Annotated in this window: 23 protein-coding genes, 1 tRNA gene and 1 other RNA gene; 17 read left to right on the top strand and 8 right to left on the bottom strand. The window is 73.2% G+C overall.

Annotated features, from left to right (window positions below; genetic code table 11):
• Positions 1-45 precede the first annotated feature (45 nt).
• Positions 46-133, bottom strand: a tRNA-Ser gene (locus tag RHODO2019_RS15460).
• A gap of 61 nt (positions 134-194) precedes the next feature.
• On the opposite strand from RHODO2019_RS15460, the gene ffs reads away from it, so the two are divergent.
• From ffs to RHODO2019_RS15445, 3 genes are all read left to right on the top strand, one after another.
• Positions 195-289, top strand: an RNA gene (ffs, locus tag RHODO2019_RS15455) — signal recognition particle sRNA small type.
• Positions 290-312: 23 nt separating this feature from the next.
• Positions 313-1,587, top strand: a complete 1,275-nt coding sequence (locus RHODO2019_RS15450) for an aspartate aminotransferase type Ic (RefSeq protein WP_435532131.1) — start codon at positions 313-315, stop codon at positions 1,585-1,587.
• A gap of 96 nt (positions 1,588-1,683) precedes the next feature.
• The gene (locus RHODO2019_RS15445; RefSeq protein ID WP_265382617.1) at positions 1,684-3,960 is read left to right on the top strand and encodes a DNA polymerase III subunit gamma and tau; all 2,277 of its coding nucleotides are present in this window, start codon (positions 1,684-1,686) and stop codon (positions 3,958-3,960) included.
• A 97-nt stretch (positions 3,961-4,057) separates the two neighbouring features.
• Here RHODO2019_RS15445 and RHODO2019_RS15440 read toward each other — a convergent pair whose 3' ends face one another.
• From RHODO2019_RS15440 to RHODO2019_RS15425, 4 genes are all read right to left on the bottom strand, one after another.
• Positions 4,058-5,836, bottom strand: coding sequence for a S9 family peptidase (locus RHODO2019_RS15440; protein WP_265382616.1), 1,779 nt, complete (start codon positions 5,834-5,836; stop codon positions 4,058-4,060).
• Between the two features lie 57 nt (positions 5,837-5,893).
• Positions 5,894-7,210 (bottom strand): class I SAM-dependent methyltransferase, encoded by a 1,317-nt coding sequence (locus RHODO2019_RS15435; protein ID WP_265382615.1) that lies wholly within the window; start codon positions 7,208-7,210, stop codon positions 5,894-5,896.
• Positions 7,207-8,613, bottom strand: coding sequence for an FAD-binding oxidoreductase (locus RHODO2019_RS15430; protein ID WP_265382614.1), 1,407 nt, complete (start codon positions 8,611-8,613; stop codon positions 7,207-7,209). The genes RHODO2019_RS15435 and RHODO2019_RS15430 overlap by 4 nt, the downstream gene beginning before the upstream one ends.
• Before the next feature lie 141 nt (positions 8,614-8,754).
• Positions 8,755-9,489 (bottom strand): N-acetylmuramoyl-L-alanine amidase, encoded by a 735-nt coding sequence (locus RHODO2019_RS15425; protein WP_435532235.1) that lies wholly within the window; start codon positions 9,487-9,489, stop codon positions 8,755-8,757.
• Between the two features lie 297 nt (positions 9,490-9,786).
• Between RHODO2019_RS15425 and RHODO2019_RS15420 the strand changes: the two genes are divergently transcribed.
• From RHODO2019_RS15420 to RHODO2019_RS15380, 9 genes are all read left to right on the top strand, one after another.
• Positions 9,787-10,125, top strand: coding sequence for a YbaB/EbfC family nucleoid-associated protein (locus RHODO2019_RS15420; protein ID WP_265382612.1), 339 nt, complete (start codon positions 9,787-9,789; stop codon positions 10,123-10,125).
• Between the two features lie 29 nt (positions 10,126-10,154).
• Positions 10,155-10,763 carry a recombination mediator RecR gene (gene recR / locus RHODO2019_RS15415; protein WP_265382611.1) on the top strand — a complete coding sequence of 203 codons (609 nt, stop codon included), beginning with the start codon at positions 10,155-10,157 and terminating at the stop codon, positions 10,761-10,763.
• Positions 10,760-11,308 carry a uridine kinase family protein gene (locus RHODO2019_RS15410; protein WP_265382610.1) on the top strand — a complete coding sequence of 183 codons (549 nt, stop codon included), beginning with the start codon at positions 10,760-10,762 and terminating at the stop codon, positions 11,306-11,308. Before recR ends, RHODO2019_RS15410 begins: the two co-directional genes overlap by 4 nt.
• A gap of 120 nt (positions 11,309-11,428) precedes the next feature.
• Entirely contained in the window at positions 11,429-13,114 is a 1,686-nt protein-coding gene (locus tag RHODO2019_RS15405) for an ABC transporter substrate-binding protein (protein ID WP_265382609.1), read from the top strand.
• Between the two features lie 4 nt (positions 13,115-13,118).
• The gene (locus tag RHODO2019_RS15400) at positions 13,119-14,129 is read left to right on the top strand and encodes an ABC transporter permease (protein WP_265382608.1); all 1,011 of its coding nucleotides are present in this window, start codon (positions 13,119-13,121) and stop codon (positions 14,127-14,129) included.
• Positions 14,126-15,094, top strand: coding sequence for an ABC transporter permease (locus tag RHODO2019_RS15395; protein WP_265382607.1), 969 nt, complete (start codon positions 14,126-14,128; stop codon positions 15,092-15,094). The genes RHODO2019_RS15400 and RHODO2019_RS15395 overlap by 4 nt, the downstream gene beginning before the upstream one ends.
• The gene (locus RHODO2019_RS15390; protein WP_265382606.1) at positions 15,091-16,089 is read left to right on the top strand and encodes an ABC transporter ATP-binding protein; all 999 of its coding nucleotides are present in this window, start codon (positions 15,091-15,093) and stop codon (positions 16,087-16,089) included. The genes RHODO2019_RS15395 and RHODO2019_RS15390 overlap by 4 nt, the downstream gene beginning before the upstream one ends.
• Positions 16,086-17,237, top strand: a complete 1,152-nt coding sequence (locus tag RHODO2019_RS15385; RefSeq protein WP_265382605.1) for an ABC transporter ATP-binding protein — start codon at positions 16,086-16,088, stop codon at positions 17,235-17,237. Before RHODO2019_RS15390 ends, RHODO2019_RS15385 begins: the two co-directional genes overlap by 4 nt.
• The gene (locus RHODO2019_RS15380; RefSeq protein ID WP_265382604.1) at positions 17,234-17,869 is read left to right on the top strand and encodes an FBP domain-containing protein; all 636 of its coding nucleotides are present in this window, start codon (positions 17,234-17,236) and stop codon (positions 17,867-17,869) included. Before RHODO2019_RS15385 ends, RHODO2019_RS15380 begins: the two co-directional genes overlap by 4 nt.
• On the opposite strand, the gene leuA is transcribed toward RHODO2019_RS15380, so the two are convergent.
• Positions 17,761-19,551, bottom strand: a complete 1,791-nt coding sequence (gene leuA / locus RHODO2019_RS15375) for a 2-isopropylmalate synthase (protein WP_265382603.1) — start codon at positions 19,549-19,551, stop codon at positions 17,761-17,763. The two genes, RHODO2019_RS15380 and leuA, sit on opposite strands and share 109 nt — an antisense overlap.
• A 253-nt stretch (positions 19,552-19,804) precedes the next feature.
• Here leuA and RHODO2019_RS15370 point away from each other — a divergent pair, with 253 nt between their 5' ends.
• Positions 19,805-20,134, top strand: a complete 330-nt coding sequence (locus RHODO2019_RS15370; RefSeq protein ID WP_265382602.1) for a hypothetical protein — start codon at positions 19,805-19,807, stop codon at positions 20,132-20,134.
• A 45-nt stretch (positions 20,135-20,179) separates the two neighbouring features.
• Here RHODO2019_RS15370 and kynU read toward each other — a convergent pair whose 3' ends face one another.
• Both kynU and RHODO2019_RS15360 read right to left on the bottom strand, forming a co-directional pair.
• On the bottom strand, positions 20,180-21,409 hold the full coding sequence (kynU, locus tag RHODO2019_RS15365; protein WP_265382601.1) for a kynureninase: 1,230 nt from the start codon (positions 21,407-21,409) through the stop codon (positions 20,180-20,182).
• 95 nt (positions 21,410-21,504) lie between these two features.
• Positions 21,505-22,110: a nitroreductase family protein gene (locus RHODO2019_RS15360; RefSeq protein WP_265382600.1), complete on the bottom strand. Its 606-nt coding sequence runs from the start codon at positions 22,108-22,110 to the stop codon at positions 21,505-21,507.
• A 109-nt stretch (positions 22,111-22,219) separates the two neighbouring features.
• Here RHODO2019_RS15360 and RHODO2019_RS15355 point away from each other — a divergent pair, with 109 nt between their 5' ends.
• The 4 genes from RHODO2019_RS15355 to RHODO2019_RS15340 all read left to right on the top strand — a co-directional run bounded on the left by RHODO2019_RS15355 (position 22,220) and on the right by RHODO2019_RS15340 (position 25,706).
• A complete protein-coding gene (locus RHODO2019_RS15355; RefSeq protein WP_265384814.1) occupies positions 22,220-23,491 on the top strand; it encodes an aspartate kinase in 1,272 nt (423 codons plus the stop codon).
• Positions 23,488-24,519, top strand: a complete 1,032-nt coding sequence (locus RHODO2019_RS15350) for an aspartate-semialdehyde dehydrogenase (protein ID WP_265382599.1) — start codon at positions 23,488-23,490, stop codon at positions 24,517-24,519. The genes RHODO2019_RS15355 and RHODO2019_RS15350 overlap by 4 nt, the downstream gene beginning before the upstream one ends.
• A gap of 36 nt (positions 24,520-24,555) precedes the next feature.
• Positions 24,556-25,194, top strand: a complete 639-nt coding sequence (locus RHODO2019_RS15345) for an SDR family oxidoreductase (protein ID WP_265382598.1) — start codon at positions 24,556-24,558, stop codon at positions 25,192-25,194.
• Positions 25,195-25,283: 89 nt separating this feature from the next.
• Positions 25,284-25,706 carry an organic hydroperoxide resistance protein gene (locus tag RHODO2019_RS15340; RefSeq protein ID WP_290428905.1) on the top strand — a complete coding sequence of 141 codons (423 nt, stop codon included), beginning with the start codon at positions 25,284-25,286 and terminating at the stop codon, positions 25,704-25,706.
• The last annotated feature ends 37 nt before the right edge of the window (positions 25,707-25,743 follow it).

Raw genomic sequence — 25,743 nt, 5'->3', positions numbered from 1 at the left:
CCGGACCGCACGACAGGAGCCCCGGACCGCACGGTCCGGGGCTCGTGGCGGAGGATGGGGGATTTGAACCCCCGAGGGCGTTAACCCAACCCGCGTTCCAGGCGAGCGCCATAGGCCACTAGGCGAATCCTCCGTCGACGAGTGTAGCCGGGCCGGTGCGTGCTCCCGCACCAGCCCCGGCCGGTAGGGTTGGCCCCGGACCCCGCGCGGCGTCCATCCTGTGAACTCCCCCAGGGCCGGAAGGCAGCAAGGGTCAACGGGCTCTGGCGGGTGCGCGGGGTCCCCTTCTGCCCACGCCACCGGGAGACGCACGTGACGCTGTCGACACTCAGCCGCGACGAGCTGGGGGCGCTGCGCTCCGAGCAGCAGACCGCCTACGACGGGCTCGTCGCCTCGGGGCTCGCGCTGGACCTCACCCGGGGCAAGCCGGCGCCCGAGCAGCTGGACCTCTCCAACGCCCTGCTCACGCTGCCCGGGGTGGACGGACTGGGCGCCGTGGCCGGACCGGACGTGCGCAACTACGGCGGCCTGCAGGGCCTGCGCGAGCTCCGGGAGATCTTCGGCCCGCTGCTCCGGGTTCCCGTGGACCAGCTGGTGGCGGCCGGCAACGCCTCGCTGACCCTGATGCACGACCTGCTGGTCCAGTGCCTGCTGCACGGCACGGTCGGCTCCGAGCGGCCGTGGTCGCAGGAGCCGCGCGTCCGGTTCCTCTGCCCGGCACCGGGCTACGACCGGCACTTCGCGGTCTGCGAGCAGCTCGGCATCGAGATGGTTCCCGTGCCGATGCGCGAGGACGGCCCGGACACGGCCGCCGTCGCGGCGCTGGTCGCGGAGGACCCGTCGGTCAAGGGCATGTGGCTGGTGCCCACCTACGCCAACCCGACGGGCTCGGTGGTGACCGAGGAGGTGGCCCGCGCGCTGGCCGAGATGCCCACGGCCGCACCGGACTTCCGCATCATCTGGGACAACGCCTACGCCGTTCACCACCTCACTGACGTCGAGACGCCCACCGCGGACGTCCTGGGGCTGTGCGCGGCCGCCGGGAACGCCGACCGCGCGTTCGTCGTCGCGTCCACCTCGAAGATCACCTTTGCCGGTGCCGGCGTGTGCTTCTTCGGGGGCTCGGCGGCGAACGTCGCCTGGTGGCTGCGCCAGCTCGCGTTCCAGAGCATCGGCCCGGACAAGGTGAACCAGCTGCGGCACGTGCTGTTCCTGCGCGACGCGGACGGGGTGCGTGCGCTGATGGCCGCGCACCGGGCGCTCATCGCGCCGAAGTTCGCGATCGTGGCCGAGGTGCTCGAGGCTCGTCTGGGCCCGCTGAAGGCCGCGAGCTGGACCGATCCGGCGGGCGGCTACTTCGTCAGCCTGGACGTGCTCGACGGCACGGCGGCGCGGGTGGTCTCGCTGGCGAAGGGGGCAGGGATCGCGATGACCCCGGCCGGCTCGGCCTTCCCCTACCGGGACGACCCCGACGACCGCAACATCCGCATCGCGCCAACGTTCCCGTCGGAGGCCGACGTCCGGGCGGCGATGGAGGGGCTGAGCACCTGCGTGCTGCTGGCCGCGGCGGAGCACCTCCTGGCCTGACCACGGGCACGTCGTCGTGGGGTGGACGCGTCGTGGCGGCCCGAGCCCGCCCCGCAGGCCGAGGAGTGTCAGGCCCCGCCGGTAGTCTCCGACCTCGTGGCCCTGTACCGGAAGTACCGTCCGGCGACCTTCGCCGAGGTGATCGGCCAGGAGCACGTCACCGAGCCGCTGAGCACGGCGCTGGACGCGGGGCGCATCAACCACGCGTACCTGTTCAGCGGACCCCGGGGCTGCGGCAAGACGTCCTCGGCGCGCATCCTCGCCCGCTCGCTGAACTGCGTGCAGGGTCCCACGTCCACCCCGTGCGGGGTCTGCGACTCCTGCGTCGGCCTCGGCCCGGGCGGCGGGGGGACGTTCGACGTCACCGAGCTCGACGCCGCCAGCCACGGTGGCGTGGACGACACCCGCGAGCTGCGCGACCACGCCGGCTTCTCCCCGGCCTCCTCGCGCTACCGCATCTTCATCATCGACGAGGCGCACATGGTCACCACGGCGGGGTTCAACGCCCTGCTGAAGATCGTGGAGGAGCCCCCCGAGCACGTCGTCTTCATCTTCGCCACGACCGAGCCGGACAAGGTGCTGCCCACCATCCGCTCCCGCACCCACCACTACCCGTTCCGGCTCCTGTCGCCCGCCACCATGCGCAGCCTGCTCGAGCGGATCTGCGACCAGGAGGACGTGCCCGTCGCGTCGGCGGTGTACCCGTTGGTCATCCGCGCGGGCGGGGGTTCCCCGCGCGACTCGCTCAGCGTGCTCGACCAGCTGCTCGCCGGTGCGGGGTCCGAGGGCGTCACCTACCCGCGTGCGCTGTCCCTGCTCGGGGTCACCGACGTCGCGCTCATCGACGACGCGGTGGACGCCCTCGCGGCCGAGGACGGCGCCGGCCTGTTCGGCACGGTGGACCGGCTGGTCGACGCGGGACACGACCCCCGCCGCTTCGCGACCGACCTGCTCGACCGCATCCGCGACCTCATCCTGCTGCGCGCGGTGCCGGACGCGGGCGAGCGCGGGCTGGTCGACGCCCCGGGCGACGTGCTCGAGCGGATGTCCGAGCAGGCCCAGCGCATCGGCCCCGCGACGCTCGCCCGCTTCGCCGAGGTGGTGCACGCGGGTCTCGGCGAGATGCGGGGTGCCACCGCCCCCCGGCTGCTGCTCGAGGTGGTGTGCGCCCGGCTGCTGCTGCCGGCTGCGTCCGACGCCGAGTCGGCCGTGCTGCAGCGCCTCGAGCGCATCGAGCGGCGAATGACCATCACCCCGCCCAGCGACGAGGCGACGAGTGCGTTCCAGCGACCGTCCCAGCGTGCCGCGGCGTCCCCGGCCCCAGCAGCCGAGGGCGAGGTCCCGGCGACCCCGGCCGCTGTGGTGGGCGCGGTGCACCCGGCCGCGGCGGCGGACGAGGCGACCATTCCCGCGCCGACCACCGGGCGTCCGGCGGCCACGGTCTCTTCGCAGCCCGTCGCGGCGGCGCAGCCCGACGCCCCGGCGCAGCCCGACGCCCCGGCGCGGGCTGGTTCCCCGGTGCCGACCGACCGCGGGCCGGTCGCGCACCCGGAGGCTGACGATCAGCCGGTGCCGGGGGCTGGCGCGGAGGCGACTCCTGCAGCCCGCCCCGAGAACCACGATCGAGGGGACGCCGCCGTCGTCGGGGCACCCCCCACCCCACCGTCACGTCCTGGTGACCGGGTCGGGGAGCGCGTCGGCAGCTCTGGGCCCACCCCGCAGCCCGGAGAGGCCCCGGACACCGCGGATGCTCCTGAGCCCGCCCCCCGCCCCACCACCGGGCAGCCCGACGCCGCCGCGGTGCGCAGGGTGTGGCCGGAGGTGCGCAACAAGGTCCGGGAGCGCAGCCGGACCACCGAGGTCATGCTCTCGGCCGCCACGGTCCGCCGCGTCGACGGTGACACCCTCGTGCTCAGGCACGACTCCGGGCCGCTGGCGAAGCGGCTCACCGAGTCGCGCAACGCCGACGTGGTCCGCGAGGCGCTGCGCGACGTCCTCGGGGTCGACTGGACGGTGGTGTGCGAGAGCGGGTCCGGTGGGTCGGAACCAGCGCCGCCACCGGTCCCCGTGCGCGCGGCTCCGCCGTCGGGGGGCCAGCGCTTCACCCGTCCGCAGCGCAGCGGCGCTGCTGCTGCCGCCCCGTCCCACGCCGTGGACGACGTGCCGCCGCCCGACGAGCCCTCCGACCCCGACGACCCCGAGCCGGGCGCCGGTGCTCCGGGCGCACCGGTGGTCGACGACGAGGAGGCCCTCCTCGCGGAGGCCGCCAGCGGTGCGCCCGCGGACGCCGCCGCGCGCCGCGATCCCGAGGACGTCGCGCTCGAGCTGCTCGCCACCGAGCTGGGCGCGCGTCCGCTCGAGCGCGGCCGCTGAGGGCGGGGCCGCTGAGGGCGGGGCCCACCCCCCAGGGGCTCGGACCGGGCACGCGGCTCGTGCACCCGCCTCGTGCGACCGGCTCGAGCACCCGTGCTCAGCCCGCCAGGTGCCGGGCCAGGAAGTCCAGCGCACGCGGGTAGGCGTCCTCCCGGTTCGCCCGCTTCGCGAGCCCGTGGCCCTCGTCGGGGTATATGAGCAGCTCGCACTCCACCCCGCGCGCGCTGAGGGCGGCGTGCAGCTGCTCCGCCTCGCTGAGCGGCACCCTCGGATCGTTCGCGCCGTGGATGACCACGAGCGGTGCCCGCAGGTCGTCGATGCGGCTCAGCGCGGAGGCCCCGGTGAGGAACTCGCGGTCGTGGGCGAGGGTGCCGTACTCGCGCTCGCGGGCGGCCCGGCGGTAGGGCGAGGTGTTCTCCAGGAACGTGACCAGCGAGGACATCCCCACGATGTCCACCCCGGCGGCCCAGCGCTCGGGCTGGAACGCGCACCCCATCAGCACCATGTACCCGCCGTAGCTCCCGCCCCACAGCGCAGCACGCGCGGGGTCCAGGCCCTGGCTGGGCAGCCACTCGTGCAGCGCGGCGAGGTCGGCCACCGAGTCGAGGCGCAGCCGGACGTCGTCCAGGGAGTACCAGCGCTTGCCGTAGCCGACGGAGCCGCGGACGTTGGGCACCAGCACCGTGTGCCCGGCCGCCACGAGCGCCTGCACCACGGGGGAGAACTCCGGGCGGCTCTGGCCCTCCGGACCACCGTGCACGTTCACCACCGAGCTGCCGGCCAGGGCCGTGGGCTGCGTCGGGGCGTAGACGTGGCAGGGCACCTGCTCGCCGTCCGGCGTGGGCACCAGGTGGCTGGAGGGGGAGACCGCACCCTCGGCGGGCTCGCCCACCACGGTGCGCACCGCACCAGTGGCCACGTCGAGCAGCAGCACCGAGCCGGGCTCGCCGGGGGCGGTGAACGAGATCGCCACGGTGGCCGAGTCCGGGCTGAACACCGGTGCGGGGAAACGCCCGCCGACCACGCCGGGAACCGGCAGCACCACCTCGCGCACGCCGGAGCCGTCCACCGCGGTGAGCGTGAGCGAGCTCCAGCCGTCGGCGTTGGCTTCGCAGAGCAGGGTCGAGCCGTCGGGGGAGAGCCACGCCGTGGTGTCGTGCTCGCCGGCGACCAGGACGGTGAGCTCGTCGGAGTCCAGGTCGAGGCGGGCGACGACCGTGCGGTCGGTGGTCCGGTCGGTGGTCAGCACCAGGCCCGAGGAGTCCGGCAGCCAGTGCACGTTCTCGAACCGGGCGTGCTCGTCGGCGCCGGTCAGCTCGCGGACGACCCCGTCCCGGGTGCTGGCGAGGTTGTCCACCAGCAGCAGCTGGGTGGACATGGGCTGCGCACCGATGACGCCGACCAGCACGTACCGGGAGTCCGGGCTCAGGCTCACCTCGGTCACGTTGCCGCCGCCGTCGTGGACGACCTCCTCCAGCCCGGCGGTCACGTTGCGCACCACCACGTCGAAGTCGATCCCGTTGCGGCGGTTGGTCCGGTAGACCACCCGCCCGGGCAGCACCTCCGCCAGGGAGTGGATGAAGGCCGGGTCGCGCACCAGGGGTGCGAGCGCGAACGGCACCTCCGGGTCGAGGACGGAGAGCTGACCGCGCTCGTTGCCCCCCTCGTCGTGCTGGACGACGACCATCCGCTCACCCGGCAGGTAGCGACCCGAGCACGATCCCGGCAGGTCCGTGAGCACCGTCCGGGTGCCGTCCGGCGCGATCTCCACCAGCTGGACCGAGCCCGAGTTGTCCCAGCCGGCCAGGACCCGCCCGGAGTCGTCCACGTCGAAGGCACGCCAGGTGCGGGCCCGGAGCAGCTCGAGAAGTGTCATGTCTCCAGGATGGTGCTCCGCAGGTGTGAAGGAAAACTCGCGTCCTGGGTCCAGAAATCACGCACGGGCGAAGCCGCGCAGCGCGAAGCCTGCTGAGCCCTGTGGGGCGAGCTTGACCGCGAGCACCTGGTGGAGCTGGACCACGTTGCGCTCGAAGCCCAGCCGCGAGCCGGCCATGTACAGCCCCCACAGCCGCGCCGTGCCCTCGCCGACCTCGGCCACGCACTCGTCCCAGTGGTCGACCAGGTTCTGGTTCCAGTCCCGCAGGGTCAGCGCGTAGTGCTCGCGCAGGTTCTCCTCGTGGCGCACCTCGAGCCCGGCGTCCTGGATCTCGCTGATGATCGTGCCGGAGCCGATGAGCTCGCCGTCGGGGAAGACGTAGCGGTCGATGAACGAGCCGGTCATGGTGCGCCGGTCGTTGCCGGGGCGGGTGATGCAGTGGTTGAGCAGCCGCCCGCCCGGGAGCAGCCTGTCCACGATGAACGCGAAGTACGCGGGGTACTGGGCGATGCCGATGTGTTCGGTGAGCCCGATGGAGCTGATGGCGTCGAAGCCGGTCTCGCTGACGTCGCGGTAGTCGCTGTGGCGGACCTCGGCGAACTCCTGCAGCCCCTCGCGGATGATCGCGGCCTGGCCCCACTCCGCCTGCTCCTTGCTCAGCGTCGCGCCCAGGGCGTGCACCCCGCGGCGGGCGGCGAAGCGGACCATCCCGGCCCAGCCGCAGCCGACGTCGAGCAGCCGGTCACCGGCCTTGAGCCCGAGCTTGTCGAAGACGAGCTGGTACTTGTCCTCCTGGGCCTGGCCCAGGGTGGCGTCCTCGGCGGGGTAGTACGCGCAGGTGTAGGTCATGGAGTCGCCCAGCACGTGCTCGTAGAACCTGTTCGAGACGTCGTAGTGGCTGTGGATGGCCTCGGCGTCGCGGATCTTGGAGTGCCGCAGGCCCTGGGCGGTGCGGCGCCACTTGGGCAGCGCCTCCTGGGGGGGCGGGGCCACCGGGCGCAGCGTCTCCCAGCCCAGCGAGCGCATGATCGCCGCCAGGGTGAACGCCGGCGGGCGGTGCAGCTTGAGCCCCTCGGCCATGGCCACCAGGGCGTCGTAGGGATCGCCCGGGTGCACGCCGGAGACGGTGAGGTCGCCGGAGACGTAGGCGCGCGCCATGCCCAGGTCGGGGTCCTTGGGGGCGGTGGCCAGGTAGGTGGCGCCGCGCGGGGACGCCAGGTGCATCCCGATGGGGGCGTCCTCCGGCCCGGCGGAGCTGCCGTCGTAGGCGGTGAACCGGAGCCCGAGCTGGCCACCGGCGAGGGTGTCGACGATCTCGCCCAGGGTCATCCGGTGGCCGGTGCTCGCACGGCCGGGGGTCTTGATCGTGGTCATCTTCTGCGTACCGCCTTGGCGTAGAGGTCGAGCAGGCGTGTGGAGGGGTCGTAGCGCCGCTTGAGGGACTCGTAGAGCCCGCCGCCGTAGAGGGCGGCGAACTCGTCTTCGGAGTAGTAGGAGTCGGAGTACAGCGACTTGTGGCCGTCGAACTGCGTCACCTGCGCCTCGATCAACCGGTTCGTGGCCCCATCCACTCCCGGGGTCACCGGGACCGTGGACCAGAAGCCGACGTTGACGTAGGTGCGGTCGGTCGCCATGGGGTAGAGGTCCCACGTCCGCGCGGGGTGCTCGGGGGTGTCGCGCAGCCGCAGCGGGCACAGCCACAGCGGCTCGATGGGCACCTCGTCGAGGAACCACCGGAGGAAGGCCGCGGTGTTCTCCACGGGGACCTCCACGTCCTGCACCACGCGCTCGCGGGCGGGGCGGCCCTTGCGTGCCTCGAGCCGGTCGGCCACGTGGTACCTGGCGTCGAGCCCGATGAGCCTCGAGTAGAAGCTGCTGCGGCGCAGGCGGCGGGGCCAGAAGCGCCGGACGGTGGGGTTCTGCGCCCCGAAGGCCCGGGAGCACCAGAACCAGTCGGTGTCCCAGCGCCACAGGTAGTCGCCGATGGTCAGCCGGTCGGTGCGGCGCTCCTGGATCGACCGGTAGAACACCTGCTGGCCGGTGTAGTCGCTGACCGGCCCCGGCTCGTCGGTCTGGGTGCCCAGCGTCAGGTAGGACTCGGTGGCGGTGAAGACCACGCCGTCGAGGTAGTCCACCGCGACGCCCTCGTGCTCGCGGAGGGTTGAGATCCGGGCGGTGGCGTCGGCCAGCTCGTCGAGGTCGTGGAAGCGCAGGTGCCGCAGGGCGACGAACGGCTTCACCGGCTCGAGCTCGATGCGCAGCCGGGTGGCGTAGCCGAGGGTGCCGTAGGAGTTCGCGAACCCGCTGAACAGGTCGGCGTGCTCGTTGTCGCGGGTGGCGGTGACGATCTCGCCCGCACCGGTGAGCACGTCCATCTCCAGCACCGACTCGTGCGGCAACCCGTTGCGGAAGCTCGTGGACTCGATGCCGAGCCCGGTGACCGCCCCGCCGAGGGTGATCGTCTTGAGCTGCGGCACCACCATCGGCGCCAGGCCGAAGGGCAGGGTGGCCGCCACCAGGTCCTCGTAGGTGCACATCCCGGCGACGTCGGCGGTCCGCCCGCTGACGTCCACCGCGAGCACGCCCGTCAGCCCGGAGACGTCGAGGCCGGGGGCCGTGGCGGCGTCGCGGGCCCGGAACAGGTTGCTGCTCTTCTTGGCCAGGCGCACGGTGGCGTCGGCGGGAACGGCGCGGTAGCTGGCGAGGAGACGATCGACCCCGACCTGGTGGGCCGCCGGAAGGCCCCCGATCGTTGCCCGCGGCAATGAGTTCTGCACGACCTGACGTTAGTACGGTGCGAGCCGTCGACGCACCTCTGTGCGGCGGCGCGGTGAAGATCGTCACCAGACGTTCTCCCGCGGTGCGCCGGGCGCGTCCGGCGACGGTCGGCGTCCGAGCGCCGACCCCCCGTGCCGGGTTCAGCGGGCGGCGAGCCAGGCGAGCACGGCGTCGGCGAGGGCCCGGGCGAACGTGGTCCGCCCCGCGGTGCTGGTCGCGGCCGCGGCGTCCCCGCTGTTGCGCATGTTGACCAGCTCCACCAGCACCGTCGGCTGCGTGGACAGGTTCAGCCCGGCGAGGTCGGCGCGCGGGTCGAGACCTTCCCTGCCGAGGTAGGTCGACGGGGTGAGCCCGTCGGCCACGAGCGTGTCGCGGACGGTGCGGGCCAGCGACGGTGACGGTCCGGACTGGGCGGCGTCCAGCGGCGGGCTCGCGTACGCGACGTGGAACCCGTGCCCGGCGGCGGCCGCCCCGTCACCGTGGATGCTCACCACGACGTCCGCCCCGGCCCGGTTGCCGATGGCGGCCCGCTCGTCCACGCACGGGCCCACGCCGGAGTCGTCGGGGCGGGTGAGCCGGACGGTGACCCCCTGGGCCTGCAGCAGCCGCGCCGTCTCGGTCGCCACGGCGAAGGTGAAGGCGTGCTCGGGGTAGCCGCCGTCGGTGGACGTCCCGGTGGTGTTGCAGGCCTTGGTACCCCCGCGCCCGTCCGGGACCGGCGCGTTCACCTGGCCCGGGTGGGACCCGTTGGCGCCGTTGTGGCCCGGGTCGAGCACGACCACCGCCCCGGCGGCGGAGCGAGCCCCGGGCGCGGCGGCGGTGGGTGGTGGTGGTGTGGCCGGTGCTGGGGTGGCCGGTGTCGTGGTGGCCGGCACGGTGGTCGTCGCGAGGAGGCTGGTCGTCGGCGGGACGGGGGCCGTGGTGGGCGGGGGTGCGGTGGTCGTGCGGGAGTCGGGTGCCGGGGCCTGCGCGACGGGTGGTCCGGACGAGCACCCGGCGAGGGCCAGGGCGACGGTCAGCACGAGGGCGGTCGCGACCGGTGGACCCGCCCGCACCGGGCCCTGCGCCTGCACCGGGACACGGTAGCGCCGCGACGACCACTAACCTGGCAGCGACAGCCGGAGAACCCGGCTCCGACCCATGCCGCTTCGAACCCCCAGTGAGGACCCACCGTGAACCCTGGCGACGCCCCCGACATGCAGGCGATCCTCCAGCAGGCGCAGCAGATGCAGGCCCAGCTCATGGCTGCGCAGGAGGAGCTCGCGCAGGCGCAGGTGAGCGGCCAGGCCGGCGGCGGCCTCGTCACCGCGACGGTCACCGGCGCCGGCGAGCTCGTGGGGCTGACCATCGACCCCAAGGTGGTGGACCCCGAGGACGTCGACACCCTGGCCGATCTCGTCATCGGTGCGGTGGCCGACGCCAACCGGGCGGCGCAGACGCTGGCCGCGGAGAAGATGGGCCCCCTGGCCGGGGGCATGGGCGCCGGCGGTCTGGGCCTGCCCGGCCTGTGATCCGCACCCGAGCCCGGGGGGCCTGAGCCGTGTACGAAGGTCCCGTCCAGGACCTCATAGACGAGCTCGGTCGCCTGCCCGGGGTGGGGCCAAAGTCGGCCCAGCGCATCGCGTTCCACCTGCTGGGCGTCGAGCCGGCGGACATCGGACGGCTCCAGGCCGCGCTGCAGCGCATCCGTGACGGCGTCCAGTTCTGCACCATCTGCGGCACGGTCAGCGAGAAGGAGCTGTGCCGCATCTGCGCCGACTCCCGGCGCGACCGCGCGGTGATCTGCGTCGTGGAGGAGCCCAAGGACGTGCAGGCCGTCGAGCGCACGCGGGAGTTCCACGGCCGCTACCACGTGCTCGGCGGGGCGCTGGACCCGCTCTCGGGCGTGGGCCCCGAGCAGCTGCGCATCCGGGAGCTGCTCGCGCGGCTGGGCAACCAGTCCGACGGGGTGGACGTCTCCGAGGTGATCATCGCGACCGACCCCAACACCGAGGGCGAGGCCACCGCGACCTACCTGGTGCGGATGATGCGCGACTTCCCCGGGCTCGTGGTCACCCGGCTCGCGTCGGGCCTGCCCATGGGTGGTGACCTGGAGTTCGCCGACGAGGTGACCCTGGGCCGCGCGCTGTCCGGCCGCCGCGCGATGTGAGCACGGCTGCCGCGATCGCCGACGCCGCCCTGGCCGTGCCCGCCCGCCTCGGGTCGGTCCGCCTCGTCGTGCTCGACGGCCCCTCGGGCTCCGGCAAGTCCACCCTCGCCGACGCGCTGGTCGCCGAGCTCGGCCCCCGGGGTGTCCGCACCGGCCTCGTGCGCACCGACCACTTCGCCACCTGGGACGACCCGGTGGGGTGGTGGCCGCGGCTCGAGCGCGGGGTGCTCGAGCCGGTCGCGGCCGGACGCCCCGGGCGGTACCTGCCCACCAGCTGGGGTAGGCCCGTGCTCCCGGTGCCGGTGCCCGTGCCCGACGTGCTCGTGCTGGAGGGGGTCAGCTCCGCGCGCCGCAGGGTGGAACACGTCGTCTCGCTGGCCGTCTGGGTGGAGCTGGCCTCGTCGACCGCCCGGCTCGAGCGGGCCGTGGCGCGGGACGGGGAGCGCGAGCGCGCGCACCTGCGCCGGTGGCAGCGCGTCGAGCAGGGGTGGTTCGCGGTCGACGCGACCCGACGCCGCGCCCACGTGGTCGTAGCCGAAACGTAACGCTGCATTTCGCCCGAACGGACCGGGGGCGCCGCTAATGTCCACCCCCACGCGGCGCCCACCCGGCGTCCGGCGAGCCTCCGGCGTACCACCGCCGACCCGAGATGACGGAGCCAACCCATGACGAGACCCACCACCCGACGGCTGGCCGCCGCCGGCCTCGCCGCCCTCGCCACCGTCTCCCTCGCGGCCTGCGCCAGCTCGGACCGGTCCGCCTCCGGCGGCACCTCCTCGTCCGCGGCCGGCGCCACCGGCGGCACCATGGTCTTCGGCGCGGCCGGTGCCCCGAAGCTGTTCGACCCCTTCTACGCCACCGACGGCGAGACCTTCCGCGTCTCCCGGCAGATCTTCGAGGGCCTGGTCAGCTTCACCCCCGGCACCGCCGACGTCGCCCCCGGACTGGCCAAGACCTACGACTCGAGCCCGGACGGCCTCACCTGGACCTTCGGCCTCCAGGACGGCGTGACCTTCTCCGACGGCACCCCGTTCGACGCGGCCGCCGTGTGCAAGAACTTCACCCGGATGTACTCCCAGAAGGGTGCGGCGGCCTCCGAGGCCGTCTCGCAGTACTGGGCGGACAACTTCGGCGGCTTCGCCGACGGTGCGGCCCCCTCGCTCTACAAGTCGTGCGACGCCACCAAGGCCTCCACCGCGGTCGTCACGCTCACCCGGGTGACCAGCAAGTTCCCCGCGGTCCTTGGCCTGCCCTCGTTCTCCATGCAGAGCCCCACCGCGATGGAGAAGTACGACGCCAACACCGTCACCGCGAACGGCGACAGCTTCACCTACTCTCCCTACGCGCTGCAGCACCCCACCGGGACCGGGCCCTTCACGTTCGACAGCTTCGACCAGGCCAACGGCGTCATCACCCTCAAGCGCAACGAGAGCTACTGGGGCGACAAGGCCAAGCTCGACTCCCTGGTGTTCCAGGTGATCGCCGACGAGTCCGCCCGCAAGCAGGCGCTGCAGTCCGGTCAGATCGACGGCTACGACCTGCCGAGCCCCGCCGACTGGGACCAGCTCAAGCAGGCCGGCTACGACCTGCAGGTCCGCCCCGCGTTCAACGTGCTCTACCTGGGCATCACCCAGTCCAACAACCCGGCGCTGGCCGACATCCGCGTCCGCCAGGCGCTGGCCTACGCCATCGACCGCAAGGGCCTCGTCGACCAGCAGCTGCCCCAGGGCGCCGAGGTGGCCAAGGAGTTCTACCCGAGCACGGTCGCCGGCTACTCCAACGACGTCATGGCCTACGACTTCGACCCGGCCAAGGCCAAGGCCCTGCTCGCCGAGGCCGGCGCCAGCAACCTCACCCTGAACTTCTACTGGCCCACCGAGGTCAGCCGCCCGTACATGCCCAAGCCGTCGGACATCTTCAACTACATGCAGGCCAACCTGCAGGCCGTCGGCATCACCGTCAACGCGGTCAGCGAGCCCTGGAACGGCGGCTACCTCGACGACGTCGACGCCAAGAAGGCCGACCTGTTCCTGCTCGGGTGGACCGGTGACTACAACACCCCGGACAACTTCATCGGCACCTTCTTCGGCAGCACCTCGAACCGGTTCACCACCGGCGTCTCCTCGTGGGGCCAGACGCTGGCCGACGACCTGAAGGCCGCCGACTCCGAGCCGGACGTGAGCACCCGCAAGGCCGACTACGAGGCGCTCAACAAGAGCCTGATGGCCGACTACCTGCCCGCGGTCCCGATCTCGCACTCGCCGCCGGCGATCGTCGTGGCCTCGAACATCACGGGCCTGGTGCCCAGCCCCCTGACGGACGAGAAGTTCGCCTCCGTCTCCAAGGGCTGATCCCGTGCTCCGGTTCACCGTCCGGAGGGTCCTGCAGCTGGCGGTGGTGATCGCCGTGCTGGCTCTGCTGCTGTTCGCCTGGCTGCGGAGCCTGCCCGGTGGTCCCGCCTCCGCCCTGTGCGGGGACCGCTGCTCGGAGGCGGCCAGGGCGCAGCTGCAGACCTCGCTCGGGCTCGACCGCTCGCTGCCGGTCCAGCTCGGGTCGTTCGTCGGGCGCGTGGTGCGGGGTGACTTCGGGACCTCCACCGGCGTGCAGCCCGGCGTCAGCGCCTCGCAGATCTTCCTCGACCGCTTCCCGGCCACCGTGGAGCTCGCGCTCGCCGCGATCGTGCTCGCGGTGGTGCTGGGGGTCCCGCTGGGCTACCTCTCGGCCCGGCGTCGCGGCACCTGGCTCGACAACGTCGGCGTGGTCGGCTCCCTCATCGGGGTGGCTGTCCCGGTGTTCTTCCTGGCCTTCCTGCTGAAGTACGTCTTCGCCGTCAAGCTCGGGTGGCTGCCCTCGGCCGGTCGGCAGGCCGTGGACATCAACTCCACCACGGTGACCGGCTTCGCCACGCTCGACGGGCTGCTCACCGGCGAGTACGACGCCACCCTGGACGCGCTGAAGCACCTGGTCCTCCCGGCCGTGACCCTGGCGACCATCCCGTTCGCCGTGGTCTTCCGGATCACCCGGGCCGCGGTGCTCGACGTGCTGGACGAGGACTACGTGCGCACCGCGGAGGCCAAGGGGCTGCTCGCGCGCACCATCCGGAGCCGCCACGTGCTGCGCAACGCGATGCTGCCGGTGGTCACCACCATCGGGCTGCAGGTGGGCGCGCTGCTCGCCGGGGCCGTGCTCACCGAGACCGTCTTCGCCTACCGCGGCCTCGGCGACGCGCTGGCCACCGCGTTCCGCGAGCGCGACTACTCGGTGCTGCAGGTGCTGATCCTGGCGGCGGCGATCGTCTACGTCGTGGTCAACCTGCTCGTCGACCTCTCCTACGCGCTCATCGACCCGCGGGTGAGGACGCGGTGAGCACCACCTCCACGACGGACCCCACGCCGGTGCCGGAGCCGCCCCGCCGCGACCTGCTCGGCCGCAAGAAGCGGCTCGACGACCTCGCGGACTCCGGCGTGAGCCTGTCCACCGATGCCTGGCGCCGGCTGCGCCGCAACCCGGTGTTCCTGCTGGGCGGCGCCATCATCACGGTGTTCGTGCTGGTCGCGATCTTCGCGGACCTGCTCGCCCCGCAGGACGCCAGCGTCACGATGCTGGCCGACCAGGTCTCCCGGGCCCGCAACGCCATCCCCCCGTCCCAGCCCGGGCACCCCCTCGGCGGCGACCAGTTCGGCTACGACCTGCTCTCGCGGCTGATCGTCGGCAGCCGGCAGACGCTGCTGGTGGGCGTGCTCGCCACCCTCATCGGGCTGGCCGGCGGGCTCACGCTCGGCACCCTGGCCGGCGCGCTCGGCGGCCGGGTCGACACCGTCATCATGCGCGTGGTCGACGTGCTGCTCAGCATCCCGAGCCTGCTGCTGGCCATCTCGATCACGGCGCTGTTCAGCCAGGGTTCGCTCTACACGGTGATCGTGGCCGTCGCGGTGGTGCAGATCCCGGTGTTCGCCCGCCTGCTGCGGGGCTCGCTGCTCGCCCAGCGGGACTCCGACCACGTGCTCGCCGCCCGGTCGCTGGGCATCAAGCCGGTCCCGATCGTGTTCCGGCACATGCTGCCCAACGCCATCTCACCGGTCATCGTCCAGTCGACCCTGGTGCTGGCGACGTCGATCATCGACGCGGCGGCGCTGAGCTTCCTCGGCGTCGGCAACCCCGACCGCTCCCGGCCGGAGTGGGGCCAGATGCTGGGCGAGGCGCAGGGCTTCATCGACAGCCACCCGTCGCTGGCCTTCTACCCGGCCGGCGCCATCGTGCTCGTGGCGCTCGGCTTCACGCTCGTCGGCGAGTCGCTGCGCGAGGCCCTCGACCCCAAGAACAGGCGGTGAGCACGGTGTCGCTGCTCGAGGTCGACGACCTGACGGTCACCTTCAACCGCAAGGGGGCGACCCCGTTCACCGCCGTGGACGGGGTGAGCTTCGCCGTCGACGCCGGGAGCACCGTCGGTCTCGTCGGCGAGTCGGGCTGCGGCAAGTCCGTCACCTCGCTGGCGATCATGGGGCTGCTGCCGCACCGGGGGGTGCAGGTCAGCGGGTCGGTCCGCTTCGAGGGCACCGACCTGCTCACCCTGGGCGACAAGGCGCTGCGCGACCGACGCGGGCGGGACGTCGCGATGGTGTTCCAGGACCCGCTGAGCTCGCTGAACCCCGTGGTGCCGCTGGGCATCCAGGTCACCGAGGTGATCGAGCGCCACCGCGGCACGGCCCGGAAGGCGGCCATGGTCGAGGCCGAGGGCCTGCTCGAGCGGGTGGGGATCCCCGACCCGCACCGCAGGCTCAAGGAGTACCCCCACCAGCTCTCCGGCGGGATGCGCCAGCGCGCGCTCATCGCCATGGCCCTGGCCTGCAAGCCGCGGCTGCTGATCGCCGACGAGCCGACCACGGCCCTCGACGTCACCATCCAGGCGCAGATCCTGGCCCTGCTGCGCGAGCTGGTGCTGGACAGCGGCACCGCACTGGTCATGATCACCCACGACCTCGGCGTCGTGGCCGGGCTCTGCGACGAGGTGAACGTCCTCTACGGCGGCAGGGTGGTCGAGCGGGCGGGACGCCACGAGCTCTTCGCCCACCCGCGGCACCCGTACACCCACGGCCTGCTCGCCTCCATCCCACGGCTGGACACCGGTGCCGGCGGGGGACGGCTGGTCCCCATCCCCGGCTCGGTCGTCGACAACATCCCGTGGACGCACGGCTGCGCCTTCGCTCCGCGCTGCTCCCGCGCCGTGGGCGCCTGCACCACCGAGACCCCCGAGGAGCTCGTCGTGGACGGTCGCCTGCTGCGCTGCCACAACCCGGTGCCCGAGCTCGCGGGGGTGGGCCGGTGACCGCCGCCGCGACCACCCCGTCGGAGCCGGACGTCCTGCTCTCCGTCGAGGGCCTGCAGGTGCACTTCCCGATCACCCGGGGCGTGCTCCTCGACCGCGTCGTCGGCCACGTCCACGCCGTGGACGGGGTGGACCTGGCCGTCCGGCGCGGGGAGACCTACGGACTGGTGGGGGAGTCGGGCTGCGGCAAGTCCACGCTCGGCCGCGGGATCCTGCGGCTGGTGGAGCCCACCGGCGGGCGGGTGGTCTTCGACGGCACCGACCTGTCCACCCTCAAGGGCGAGGGCCTGCGGACGGCCCGCCGGCGGATGCAGATGGTGTTCCAGGACCCGCTCAGCTCGCTGGACCCCCGGCAGTCGGTGGAGAGCCTGCTGACCGAGGGGATGAAGGCGCACGGGCTGCACCCCGGGCCCGGGCAGCGGCACGCGCGGCTGCGGTCGCTGCTGAGCTCGGTGGGCCTGCCCACCACGGCGCTGAGCAAGTACCCGCACGAGTTCTCCGGCGGTCAGCGCCAGCGGATCGGGATCGCCCGCGCGCTCACGGTGGAGCCGGACCTGCTGGTGGCCGACGAACCCGTGAGCGCGCTCGACGTCTCCGTGCAGGCGCAGGTGCTGAACCTGCTGGAGGACCTGCAGGCCGAGCTCGGGCTGACCTACCTCGTCATCGCCCACGACCTGGCCGTGGTCCGCCACATCTCCGACCGGATCGGCGTGATGTACCTGGGTGGGCTCGTCGAGGAGGCCCCGGCGGGCGAGCTCTACCGCGAGCCGCTGCACCCGTACACCCGCGCGCTGCTCTCGGCCGTGCCGGTGCCGGACCCGGTGGTGGAGGACAGCCGGCAGCAGATCCTGCTGGCCGGCGACCTGCCGTCCCCGGCCGACCCGCCCACCGGCTGCCGCTTCCACACCCGGTGCCCGTGGAAGCAGCCCACCCGCTGCGACACGGAGCGACCGCAGCTGAGGGTGCTCGACGGGGTGGACTCCGGGCACCCCGTCCCGGCCGGACACACCGTCGCCTGCCACCACGCCGAGCGCATCCTCTCCGGCGAGCTGCAGCCGCACGCCGTCGTCGCGGAGGCCACCGACCCGGCGGAGCTGCAGCTGCGCGAGGTCCCGGACGGTCCGGGATCGGTCAACGAGGTGGTGTGACGACGGGCGCTGCTACCTCGCCCGAGGAGGACCACCACGTCGGGCTCGCCCTGCGCCACGCCACGGGGGGCCCGCGCCGGGCGCAGATGTGCACGCTGTGCCTGACCACCCACACCGGGAACGGGGTCGCGCTGATGGCCGCGGCCCGGGCCGGGGCGCCGGGGCGGCGCGGCGACACCGCGGGGATCTACACCTGCTCGGACCTCGCGTGCTCGCTCTACGTGCGGGGCAAGCGGTCCCCCGCGGCCGGGCGCAGCTACAAGGAGGACGTCGACCCCGCGGACCGCGCGGCGCGCATCCGGGCACGGATCGCTGCGTTCATCACCGCGTGCGCTGAGCCCCGGGCCCCTGCCCCCCGGCCCACTTGCCCCCCGACCCACTTGCCCCCCGGCCCACTTGCCCCCCGAACGGCGTTGTGCGCGCACAACGCGCCAAGAACGGCCCCTGACCAGCGTTGTGCGCGCACAACGCCGGTCAGGGGGCCGCCAGAACGCCCCCGGGTCCCCCGGGACCCGACCGGGCCTCAGGCGCGGTTCACGGCCGAGACCACCGCGCGCAGCGAGGCCGTGGTGATCGACGTCGCCAGGCCCACGCCCCAGACCACCTTGTCGCCCACGGCGCACTCGACGTAGGCGGCCGCGGAGGCATCGTCACCGGCGGACATCGCGTGCTCGGAGTAGTCGAGCACCCGCACGTCGAAGCCCACCCCGGCGATCGCGTCGACGAAGGCCGCGAGCGGACCGTTGCCCGTGCCCTCGATCTCCCGCTCCACCCCGTCGACCTTGACCACGGCCACGATCTGGTCCAGGCCGTCGTCGGTCTCGGCCGCGGTCACCTTCTGCCGTATCCGCTCCAGCGGGGTGATCGGGTCGAGGTAGGTGGTGGCGAACACGTCCCACATGGCCTTGGGGCTGACCTCGCCCCCCTCGACGTCGGTCACCTTCTGCACGATCTGGGAGAACTCGATCTGCAGCCGCCGCGGCAGCGCCAGGTGGTGGTCGCTCTTCATGATGTAGGCGACACCGCCCTTGCCCGACTGGCTGTTCACCCGGATCACGGCCTCGTAGGTGCGGCCGACGTCCTTGGGGTCGATGGGCAGGTACGGCACGGCCCACCGGAGGTCGTCGACGTCGCTGTCCGCGGTGTCGGCATCGATCTTCATCTGGTCCAGGCCCTTGTTGATCGCGTCCTGGTGGCTGCCGGAGAACGCGGTGTAGACGAGGTCGCCGCCGTAGGGGTGACGCTCCCCGACGGGCAGCTGGTTGCAGTACTCGACGGTGCGGCGGATCTCGTCGATGTCGGAGAAGTCGATCTGCGGGTCCACGCCACGGCTGAACAGGTTCAGGCCCAGGGTCACCAGGCACACGTTGCCGGTGCGCTCCCCGTTGCCGAACAGGCAGCCCTCGATGCGGTCGGCCCCGGCGGCGAAGCCGAGCTCGGCCGCGGCCACCCCGGTGCCACGGTCGTTGTGCGGGTGCAGGCTCAGCAGGATCGAGTCGCGCCGGGCGAGGTGGCGGTGCATCCACTCGATGGAGTCCGCGTAGACGTTCGGCGTGGCCATCTCCACGGTGGCCGGCAGGTTGATGATCACCGGGTTCGCCGGGGTCGGGGCCAGCACGGCGGTGACCGCGTCGCAGACCTCGAGGGCGTACTCCAGCTCGGTGCCGGTGTAGCTCTCCGGGGAGTACTCCCAGCGCCAGCGCGTCTCGGGCTGCTTCGCCGCACACTCCAGGGCGAAGGCCGCGGCGTCGGTGGCGATCTTCGTGATGGCCGTGCGCTCGCTGCGGAAGACCACCCGGCGCTGCAGGATCGACGTCGAGTTGTAGAAGTGCACGATGGCCGAGGTGGCCCCCTCGCAGGCGGCGAAGGTGCGCTCGATCAGCTCGGGTCGGCACTGCGTCAGGACCTGGATGGTCACGTCGTCGGGGATGGCGCCGTCGGTGATGATCTCGCGGACGAAGTCGAAGTCGGTCTGGCTGGCGGCCGGGAAGCCGACCTCGATCTCCTTGTAGCCCATCCGCACCAGCAGGTCGAACATCCGCCGCTTGCGCGCGGGGCTCATGGGATCGATCAGGGCCTGGTTGCCGTCGCGCAGGTCCACCGCGCACCACAGCGGGGCACGGTCCAGCACGACCTCGGGCCAGGTGCGGTCGGGCAGGACGACGGGCGCGACGTCGTCGGCGTAGGACAGGTAGCGGTGGGTCGGCATGGAGGACCCGCGCTGCGGGTTCCAGGGCGCCTGGTCGGCCGGGGCGGGCCGGGCGGGGGTGCGGATGCTGCGCGAGGCGGGGGTGAAGGCGTCGGGAGTGGTCATGTCAGGGCTCCAGGGGGGTCGTCACGAAGGGGGTGCGACCGGCGCTGCGGGGAGGACACGCGGTGGAGCCCCGCGACGAGGAGCCGGTCTGGACTCAGGCCTCGTCGCGGCGGCGAAGGAGGAGCGCGCGCTGCACGGGGTCGACTGTAGCCCCGGTGCAGGTGGCGGCGGCAACCACGTGACCTCACCCGGCTGGCTACTGATCGGTAACCAGGTGGTGACGTGCGGAGTGGACCGTGCTTGACTGCCGCCCATGGCTGAGGAGCGCTCGACGAGGAACGCCCGTGCTGCGGTCGGCAAGACCGTCAACGGGGCGGCGACGCTCGTGCGCGGGGTCGCCACCCTGTTCGCGGTCGTCCTGGCGGCTCAGATCGTTCTCACCCTCGGCGGCGCGAACGCCGAGAACGGGATCGTCAAGCGCGTCGCCGACCTCGCGCGGCCGCTGGCGCTGGGGTTCAAGGACCTGTTCACCTACGGGCCCGACGAGGTCAAGAAGATGATCCTCATCAACTACGGCCTGGCCGCCATCTTCTGGCTCGTCGTGGGAGTGGTCCTCGCCAAGGTCATCCGCCGCTTCGCCTGAGCGCCGGCCGAGGAGCTCCTCCGCCGCCGTGGCGGCCGAGCACGCCTACGTGACGGCCGTGCGGGCGGCGAACCGCTCCTGGGTGTCCTCGCCCCCGTCGAGCACGGCCCGGACCTGCTCGACGGCCGTGACGAGGTCGACGAACCGCGTGGTGGTGGGGGCCAGCCCGAAGCGTGCGATGTCCGGGTCGCGGAAGTCGCCGACCACGTCCCGCGCGATGAGGGCCTGCACCAGGGCGTAGGCCCGCGGGTGCCGGACGCTGACGTGCGCGCCGCGCCGCGCCGGGTCCCGCGGCGTCGCGATCTCGAGCTCGGGGCAGTGCGCGTCGAGCAGCTCGAGGAAGAAGCCGGTGAGCGCGGTCGCCTTGGCCTGCAGCTGTGCGGGGGTGGCTCCCTCGAGGGACTCCAGCCCGCACAGCAGCCCCGTCAGCGAGAGCACCGGCGGAGTGCCCCCGGCAAGACGCTGGACCCCGGGGGCGGGGGTGAACCCGGTGCTCATGGCGAACGGCTCTGCGTGGCCGAACCACGCCGGCGTGGGCGACGGCAGGCCCGCGTGGTGACGCCGGGCCACGTAGCAGTGCGCCGGGGCGCCCGGACCGCCGTGGAGGAACTTGTACCCGCAGCCGACGGCGAGGTCCACGTCCCAGGCGTGCACGTCGACGTCGAGCGCGCCGGTGGAGTGGCAGAGGTCCACCAGGGCGAGGGCGCCGGCGGCGTGCGCGGACGCGGTGACCGCGCCGACGTCCCAGCGGAACCCGGTGCGGAAGTCCACCTCGGTGACGGAGACGAGCGCGACGTCGTCGTCGAGCACCCCGAGCAGGTCCTGCGGGCCGTCGACGAGCCGCAGCTCGCCACCCCCGCGGAGGGCGAGCACCCCGCGGGCGACGTAGAGGTCGGTGGGGAAGGAGCCGCGCTCCATGACGATCACGCCCCGCCCGGGCCGCAGCGTGAGCGCGGTGTGCAGCAGCTTGGCCAGGTTCACCGACGTGGAGTCGGCCACCACCACCTCGTCGGCGTCCGCTCCCAGCAGGGGGGCCAGGGCCGCCGCGGCCCGGGCCGGGGCGGTGTACCAGCCGGACTCGTTCCAGGACCGGATGAGCCGCTCGCCCCACTCGTGGGCAACGGTGTGCTGCAACCGCGCCGGTGCCGTGCGGGGCATCGCGCCGAGGCTGTTGCCGTCGAGGTACACGAGGCCCTCGGGCAGGTGGTGGCGCTCGCGCAGGTGCGCCAGCGGATCCTGGGCGTCGAGCTCGGCGGCGCGCTCACGGGTGCTCACCCCCACATCCTGACCCAGGACGTGCGCTCGCCGCGCTGCGAGCGGTGGGCGGGGCCGAACCATCGAGCGCGGGACGAGCAGCGGGGGTGCGGGACTCACCCGAGCACGGGCGCGCCCCACGTGCCGGCGAAGGCGACCTCGGCGAGCGCGCGGCGCGCCCGCGGCTTCTGCTCCTTGGCGGCGAGCTCGGGCTCGACCGTGGACGGGTCGGCGAGCGACCCCACTGCGACCAGCACCAGGGGGGCGAAGTCCTCGGGCACCCCGAACCTCGCTCGGGCTGCCTCGGCGTCGAAGCCTGCCATCGGGTGGGTCACCAGCCCCTCGGACACCGCCTGGAGGGTGAGCTGGGCTACTGCCTGGCCGAGGTCGAAGGCGCTGTGGGTCAACACCTTCTCCCCGTCGCGGACCCGGGTGACCCCGAGGACCAGCGCCGACGCGCGGGGTGCCCAGGAGCGGTTTCCGCGGGACAGGGTGGACACCAGTCCGTCGAAGGTCTCGTCCCCCCGCCGACCGACGATGAAGCGCGCGGGCTGCGAGCCACCCCAGGACGACGCCCAGCGGGCGGCCTCGAGCAGGGCGGTCAGGGTGGTGTCGTCGAGGGTGGCGGTGGGATCGAGCGCTCGGGGGCTCCACCGCGCGGCGACGAGGGGGTGCACGGGCACCGCGGTGTCGGCGAGCCGGGTGGGGTCGGGAGTGGTCATGCGGGCGACGGTACGGACGGTCGTCGTCGACGCCGTCGGGGAGGCCACCGACCCGTCGGTAGGCTGGTGCGCGGCCGGAAGACCAGCAGGTGAGCAGGAGGACGACAGCGTGGCCCTCGTCGTGCAGAAGTACGGAGGTTCGTCGGTCGGGTCGGCCGAGCGGATCCGTCGGGTGGCCGAGCGCATCGTCGACACCAAGAAGGCGGGACACGACGTCGTCGTCGTCGTCTCCGCGATGGGCGACACCACCGACGAGCTGCTCGACCTCGCCCGCCAGGTCGCCCCCGTCCCCCCCGCCCGGGAGATGGACATGCTCCTCACCGCTGGGGAGCGCATCTCGAACGCGTTGGTGGCCATGGCGATCCACTCCCTCGGCGCCGAGGCCCGCAGCTTCACCGGCTCGCAGGCCGGCGTCATCACCGACGGGGCGCACGGCAGGGCACGCATCATCGACGTCACCCCGGGGCGGGTGCGCAGCGCGCTCGACGAGGGCTCCATCGTCCTCGTCGCCGGCTTCCAGGGGGTGAGCCAGACCAGCAAGGACGTCACGACGCTGGGCCGCGGCGGCTCGGACACCACCGCCGTGGCGCTGGCTGCCGCGCTGGGCGCCGACGTCTGCGAGATCTACACCGACGTCGACGGCGTGTTCTCCGCGGACCCGCGCATCGTCGCCGACGCCCGCCAGCTGGAGTCCATCTCCTACGAGGAGATGCTCGAGATGGCCGCCTGCGGGGCCAAGGTCCTCATGCTCCGGTGCGTGGAGTACGCCCGGCGCTACGGAGTCCCCGTGCACGTCCGCAGCTCGTACTCGACCAAGCCCGGCACGATCGTGTCCGGATCGATGGAGGACATCCCCGTGGAACAGGCGATCATCACCGGTGTCGCGCACGACCGCTCCGAGGCGAAGGTGACGGTGGTGGGCGTGCCGGACAACCCCGGCAAGGCCGCCCAGATCTTCCGGGCCGTCGCCGACGCGGAGATCGACATCGACATGGTGCTGCAGAACGTCTCGGGCGCAGCGACCGGCAGGACCGACATCACCTTCACCCTGCCGCGCACCGACGGCCCTGCCGCCGTCGAGAAGCTGACCAAGCTGCAGCCGGTCATCGGCTTCACGCAGGTGCTCTACGACGAGAACGTGGGCAAGGTGTCCCTCATCGGTGCAGGCATGCGCAGCCACCCCGGGGTCACGGCCACCTTCTGCGAGGCGCTGGCCACCGCGGGGGTCAACATCGACATCATCTCCACCTCCGAGATCCGCATCTCGGTGCTGTGCCGCGACACCCAGCTCGACGACGCCGTGCGCGCGCTGCACGCCGCCTTCGACCTCGGGGACCCCGACGGGGGCCAGGCCGTGGTCTACGGCGGGACCGGGCGGTGACGGGCGTGAACGTCGGCATCGTCGGTGCCACCGGGCAGGTCGGGGCCGTGGTGCTGCGGCTGCTCGCCGAGCGTGCGTTCCCCGTGGACGACCTGCGGCTGTTCGCGTCGGCGCGATCGGCCGGCTCCACCATCACCTGGCAGGGCCGCGACATCACCGTCGAGGACGCGTCCACCGCGGACCCCGCGGGCCTGGACATCGCGATCTTCTCCGCGGGCGGCTCCACGTCCACGGCGCAGGGTCCGCGGTTCGCGGCCGCGGGCGTCACCGTCATCGACAACTCGTCGGCCTGGCGGATGGACCCGGACGTGCCGCTGGTGGTCAGCGAGGTCAACCCCGAGGCCATCGCCGACGCCCGCAAGGGCATCATCGCCAACCCGAACTGCACGACCATGGCCGCGATGCCCGTGCTGAAGGTGCTGCACGACGAGGCCGGGCTGACCCGGCTGGTCGTCTCGACCTACCAGGCGGTCTCCGGCAGCGGCCTCGCCGGCGTCGAGGAGCTGGACAGCCAGGTGAAGGCCGTCGTCGAGCGGGCGAGCGAGCTCACCCACGACGGCTCGGGCGTTCCCTTCCCCCCGCCGGTGAAGTACGTGGCGCCCATCGCGTTCAACGTGCTGCCGCTGGCCGGGTCGGTCCTGGAGGACGGGTCGAACGAGACCGACGAGGAACGCAAGCTCCGCAACGAGAGCCGCAAGATCCTCGGCCTGCCCGAGCTGCTGGTCTCCGGCACGTGCGTCCGGGTGCCGGTGTTCACGGGGCACTCGCTGTCGGTGAACGCCGAGTTCGCCCGGCCGCTCAGCGTGGCGCGGGCGCAGGAGCTGTTGGCCGGCGCGCCGGGTGTCGAGCTGGTGGACGTGCCGACCCCGCTGGCCGCGGCCGGGGCCGACCCGTCCCTCGTCGGGCGCGTTCGCCAGGACGAGGGCGTCCCGGACGGACGCGGGCTCGCGCTGTTCATCTCCAGCGACAACCTCCGCAAGGGCGCGGCGCTGAACACGGTGCAGATCGCGGAGCTCCTGCTGCCCTGAGCGGCCGCGCCCACCCCCGGGGTGCACGATGGAGCCATGCTGATCGCCGTCACCGGCGCCTCCGGGCGCACCGGGAACCACGTCGTCACCGAGCTCCTGCAGGCCGGTCACACCGTGCGGGCGGTGGTCCGCTCCGAGGAGAAGGGGGCGCCGCTGCGCGCGCGGGGTGCGGAGGTCGTGCTGAGCGACCTGACCACCGACGACCCGTCCGCCTGGCTGGCCGGCTGCGACGGGCTCGTGCACACCGCGGCCGCCTCCGATCCCCGCCCGGGCGCGTCCGACGCCGTGGACCGGGTCGCGACCCTCGCCCTGGTGGCGGCCGCTGGCGCCGTCGGCGTGCCGCGCGTGGTCCAGGTCAGCTCCATGTACGCCGACCGGCCCGACGAGGGGCCCGAGTTCCTCCGGGACGTGCTGCGCGCGAAGGCCGTCTCCGACGCGGCGCTGGCTGGCTCTGGTCTGGTGTGGACGATCGTGCGGCCTGGTGGGCTGCTGGACGACCAGGCCACCGGTCAGGTCGCGGCGGGACGGCAGCTGGGCAGCGGGCGGATCAGCCGGGCCGACGTCGCCGCGGTCTGCGTGGCGTGCCTCGCCGTGCCCGCCACCGAGCGGCTCGCCTTCGACCTCACCTCCGGCGGGCAGTCGATCTCCGACGCGCTGGCGGGTCTCGCCGGCTGAGGACGGCTCGGGCGGGGGCGGAACACGACCTCGGGCAGGTGCGTTGGACGGACGTACCCACCGTCGAGCCGCAGGAGAAGCCCATGAGCATCGAGACCCTCTACACCGCGCACGCCGTGGCCACCGGGGACGGCCGCAACGGCCATGTCGCCTCCTCCGACGGTCTCGTCGACACCGACGTCGCCATCCCGAAGGAGATGGGTGGTCCGGGCGGCGCGACCAACCCGGAGCAGCTGTTCGCCGCCGGGTACGCCGCGTGCTTCCACAGCGCGCTGAAGATCGTCGCCGGCAAGGAGAAGGTCGCGCTGGGGGAGGACACCACCATCGACGCCAGCGTCGGCATCGGCTCCAACGGCGCCGGGGGCTACGGGCTCACCGTCGCGCTGGTCGCACACCTGCCCGGTCTCACCCAGGAGCAGGCCGACGACCTCGTGGCCAAGGCCCACCAGGTGTGCCCGTACTCCAACGCCACCCGCGGCAACATCGACGTGGCGCTCTCCACCACCGTCTGACCCGCCCTCTTCCGCCAAGTGCGGGCTACTGGTCGCC

This window comes from Rhodococcus antarcticus (assembly GCF_026153295.1).
Lineage (GTDB): Bacteria > Actinomycetota > Actinomycetes > Mycobacteriales > Mycobacteriaceae > Rhodococcus_D > Rhodococcus_D antarcticus.
The sequence above is the reverse complement of the archived record's forward strand: the minus strand, read 5'-3'. Positions and strand labels throughout refer to the sequence as shown.

Excerpts from the sequence above, each read along its gene's own strand:
- RHODO2019_RS15435 (WP_265382615.1), bottom strand. The coding sequence starts at position 7,210 with ATGACCACGATCAAGACCCCCGGCCGTGCGAGCACCGGCCACCGGATG.
- leuA (WP_265382603.1), bottom strand. The coding sequence starts at position 19,551 with ATGACCACTCCCGACGCCTTCACCCCCGCCTCGCGCAGCATCCGCACC.
- RHODO2019_RS15345 (WP_265382598.1), top strand. The coding sequence starts at position 24,556 with ATGCTGATCGCCGTCACCGGCGCCTCCGGGCGCACCGGGAACCACGTC.
- RHODO2019_RS15440 (WP_265382616.1), bottom strand. The coding sequence starts at position 5,836 with ATGACACTTCTCGAGCTGCTCCGGGCCCGCACCTGGCGTGCCTTCGAC.
- RHODO2019_RS15370 (WP_265382602.1), top strand. The coding sequence starts at position 19,805 with ATGGCTGAGGAGCGCTCGACGAGGAACGCCCGTGCTGCGGTCGGCAAG.
- RHODO2019_RS15360 (WP_265382600.1), bottom strand. The coding sequence starts at position 22,110 with ATGACCACTCCCGACCCCACCCGGCTCGCCGACACCGCGGTGCCCGTG.
- RHODO2019_RS15405 (WP_265382609.1), top strand. The coding sequence starts at position 11,429 with ATGACGAGACCCACCACCCGACGGCTGGCCGCCGCCGGCCTCGCCGCC.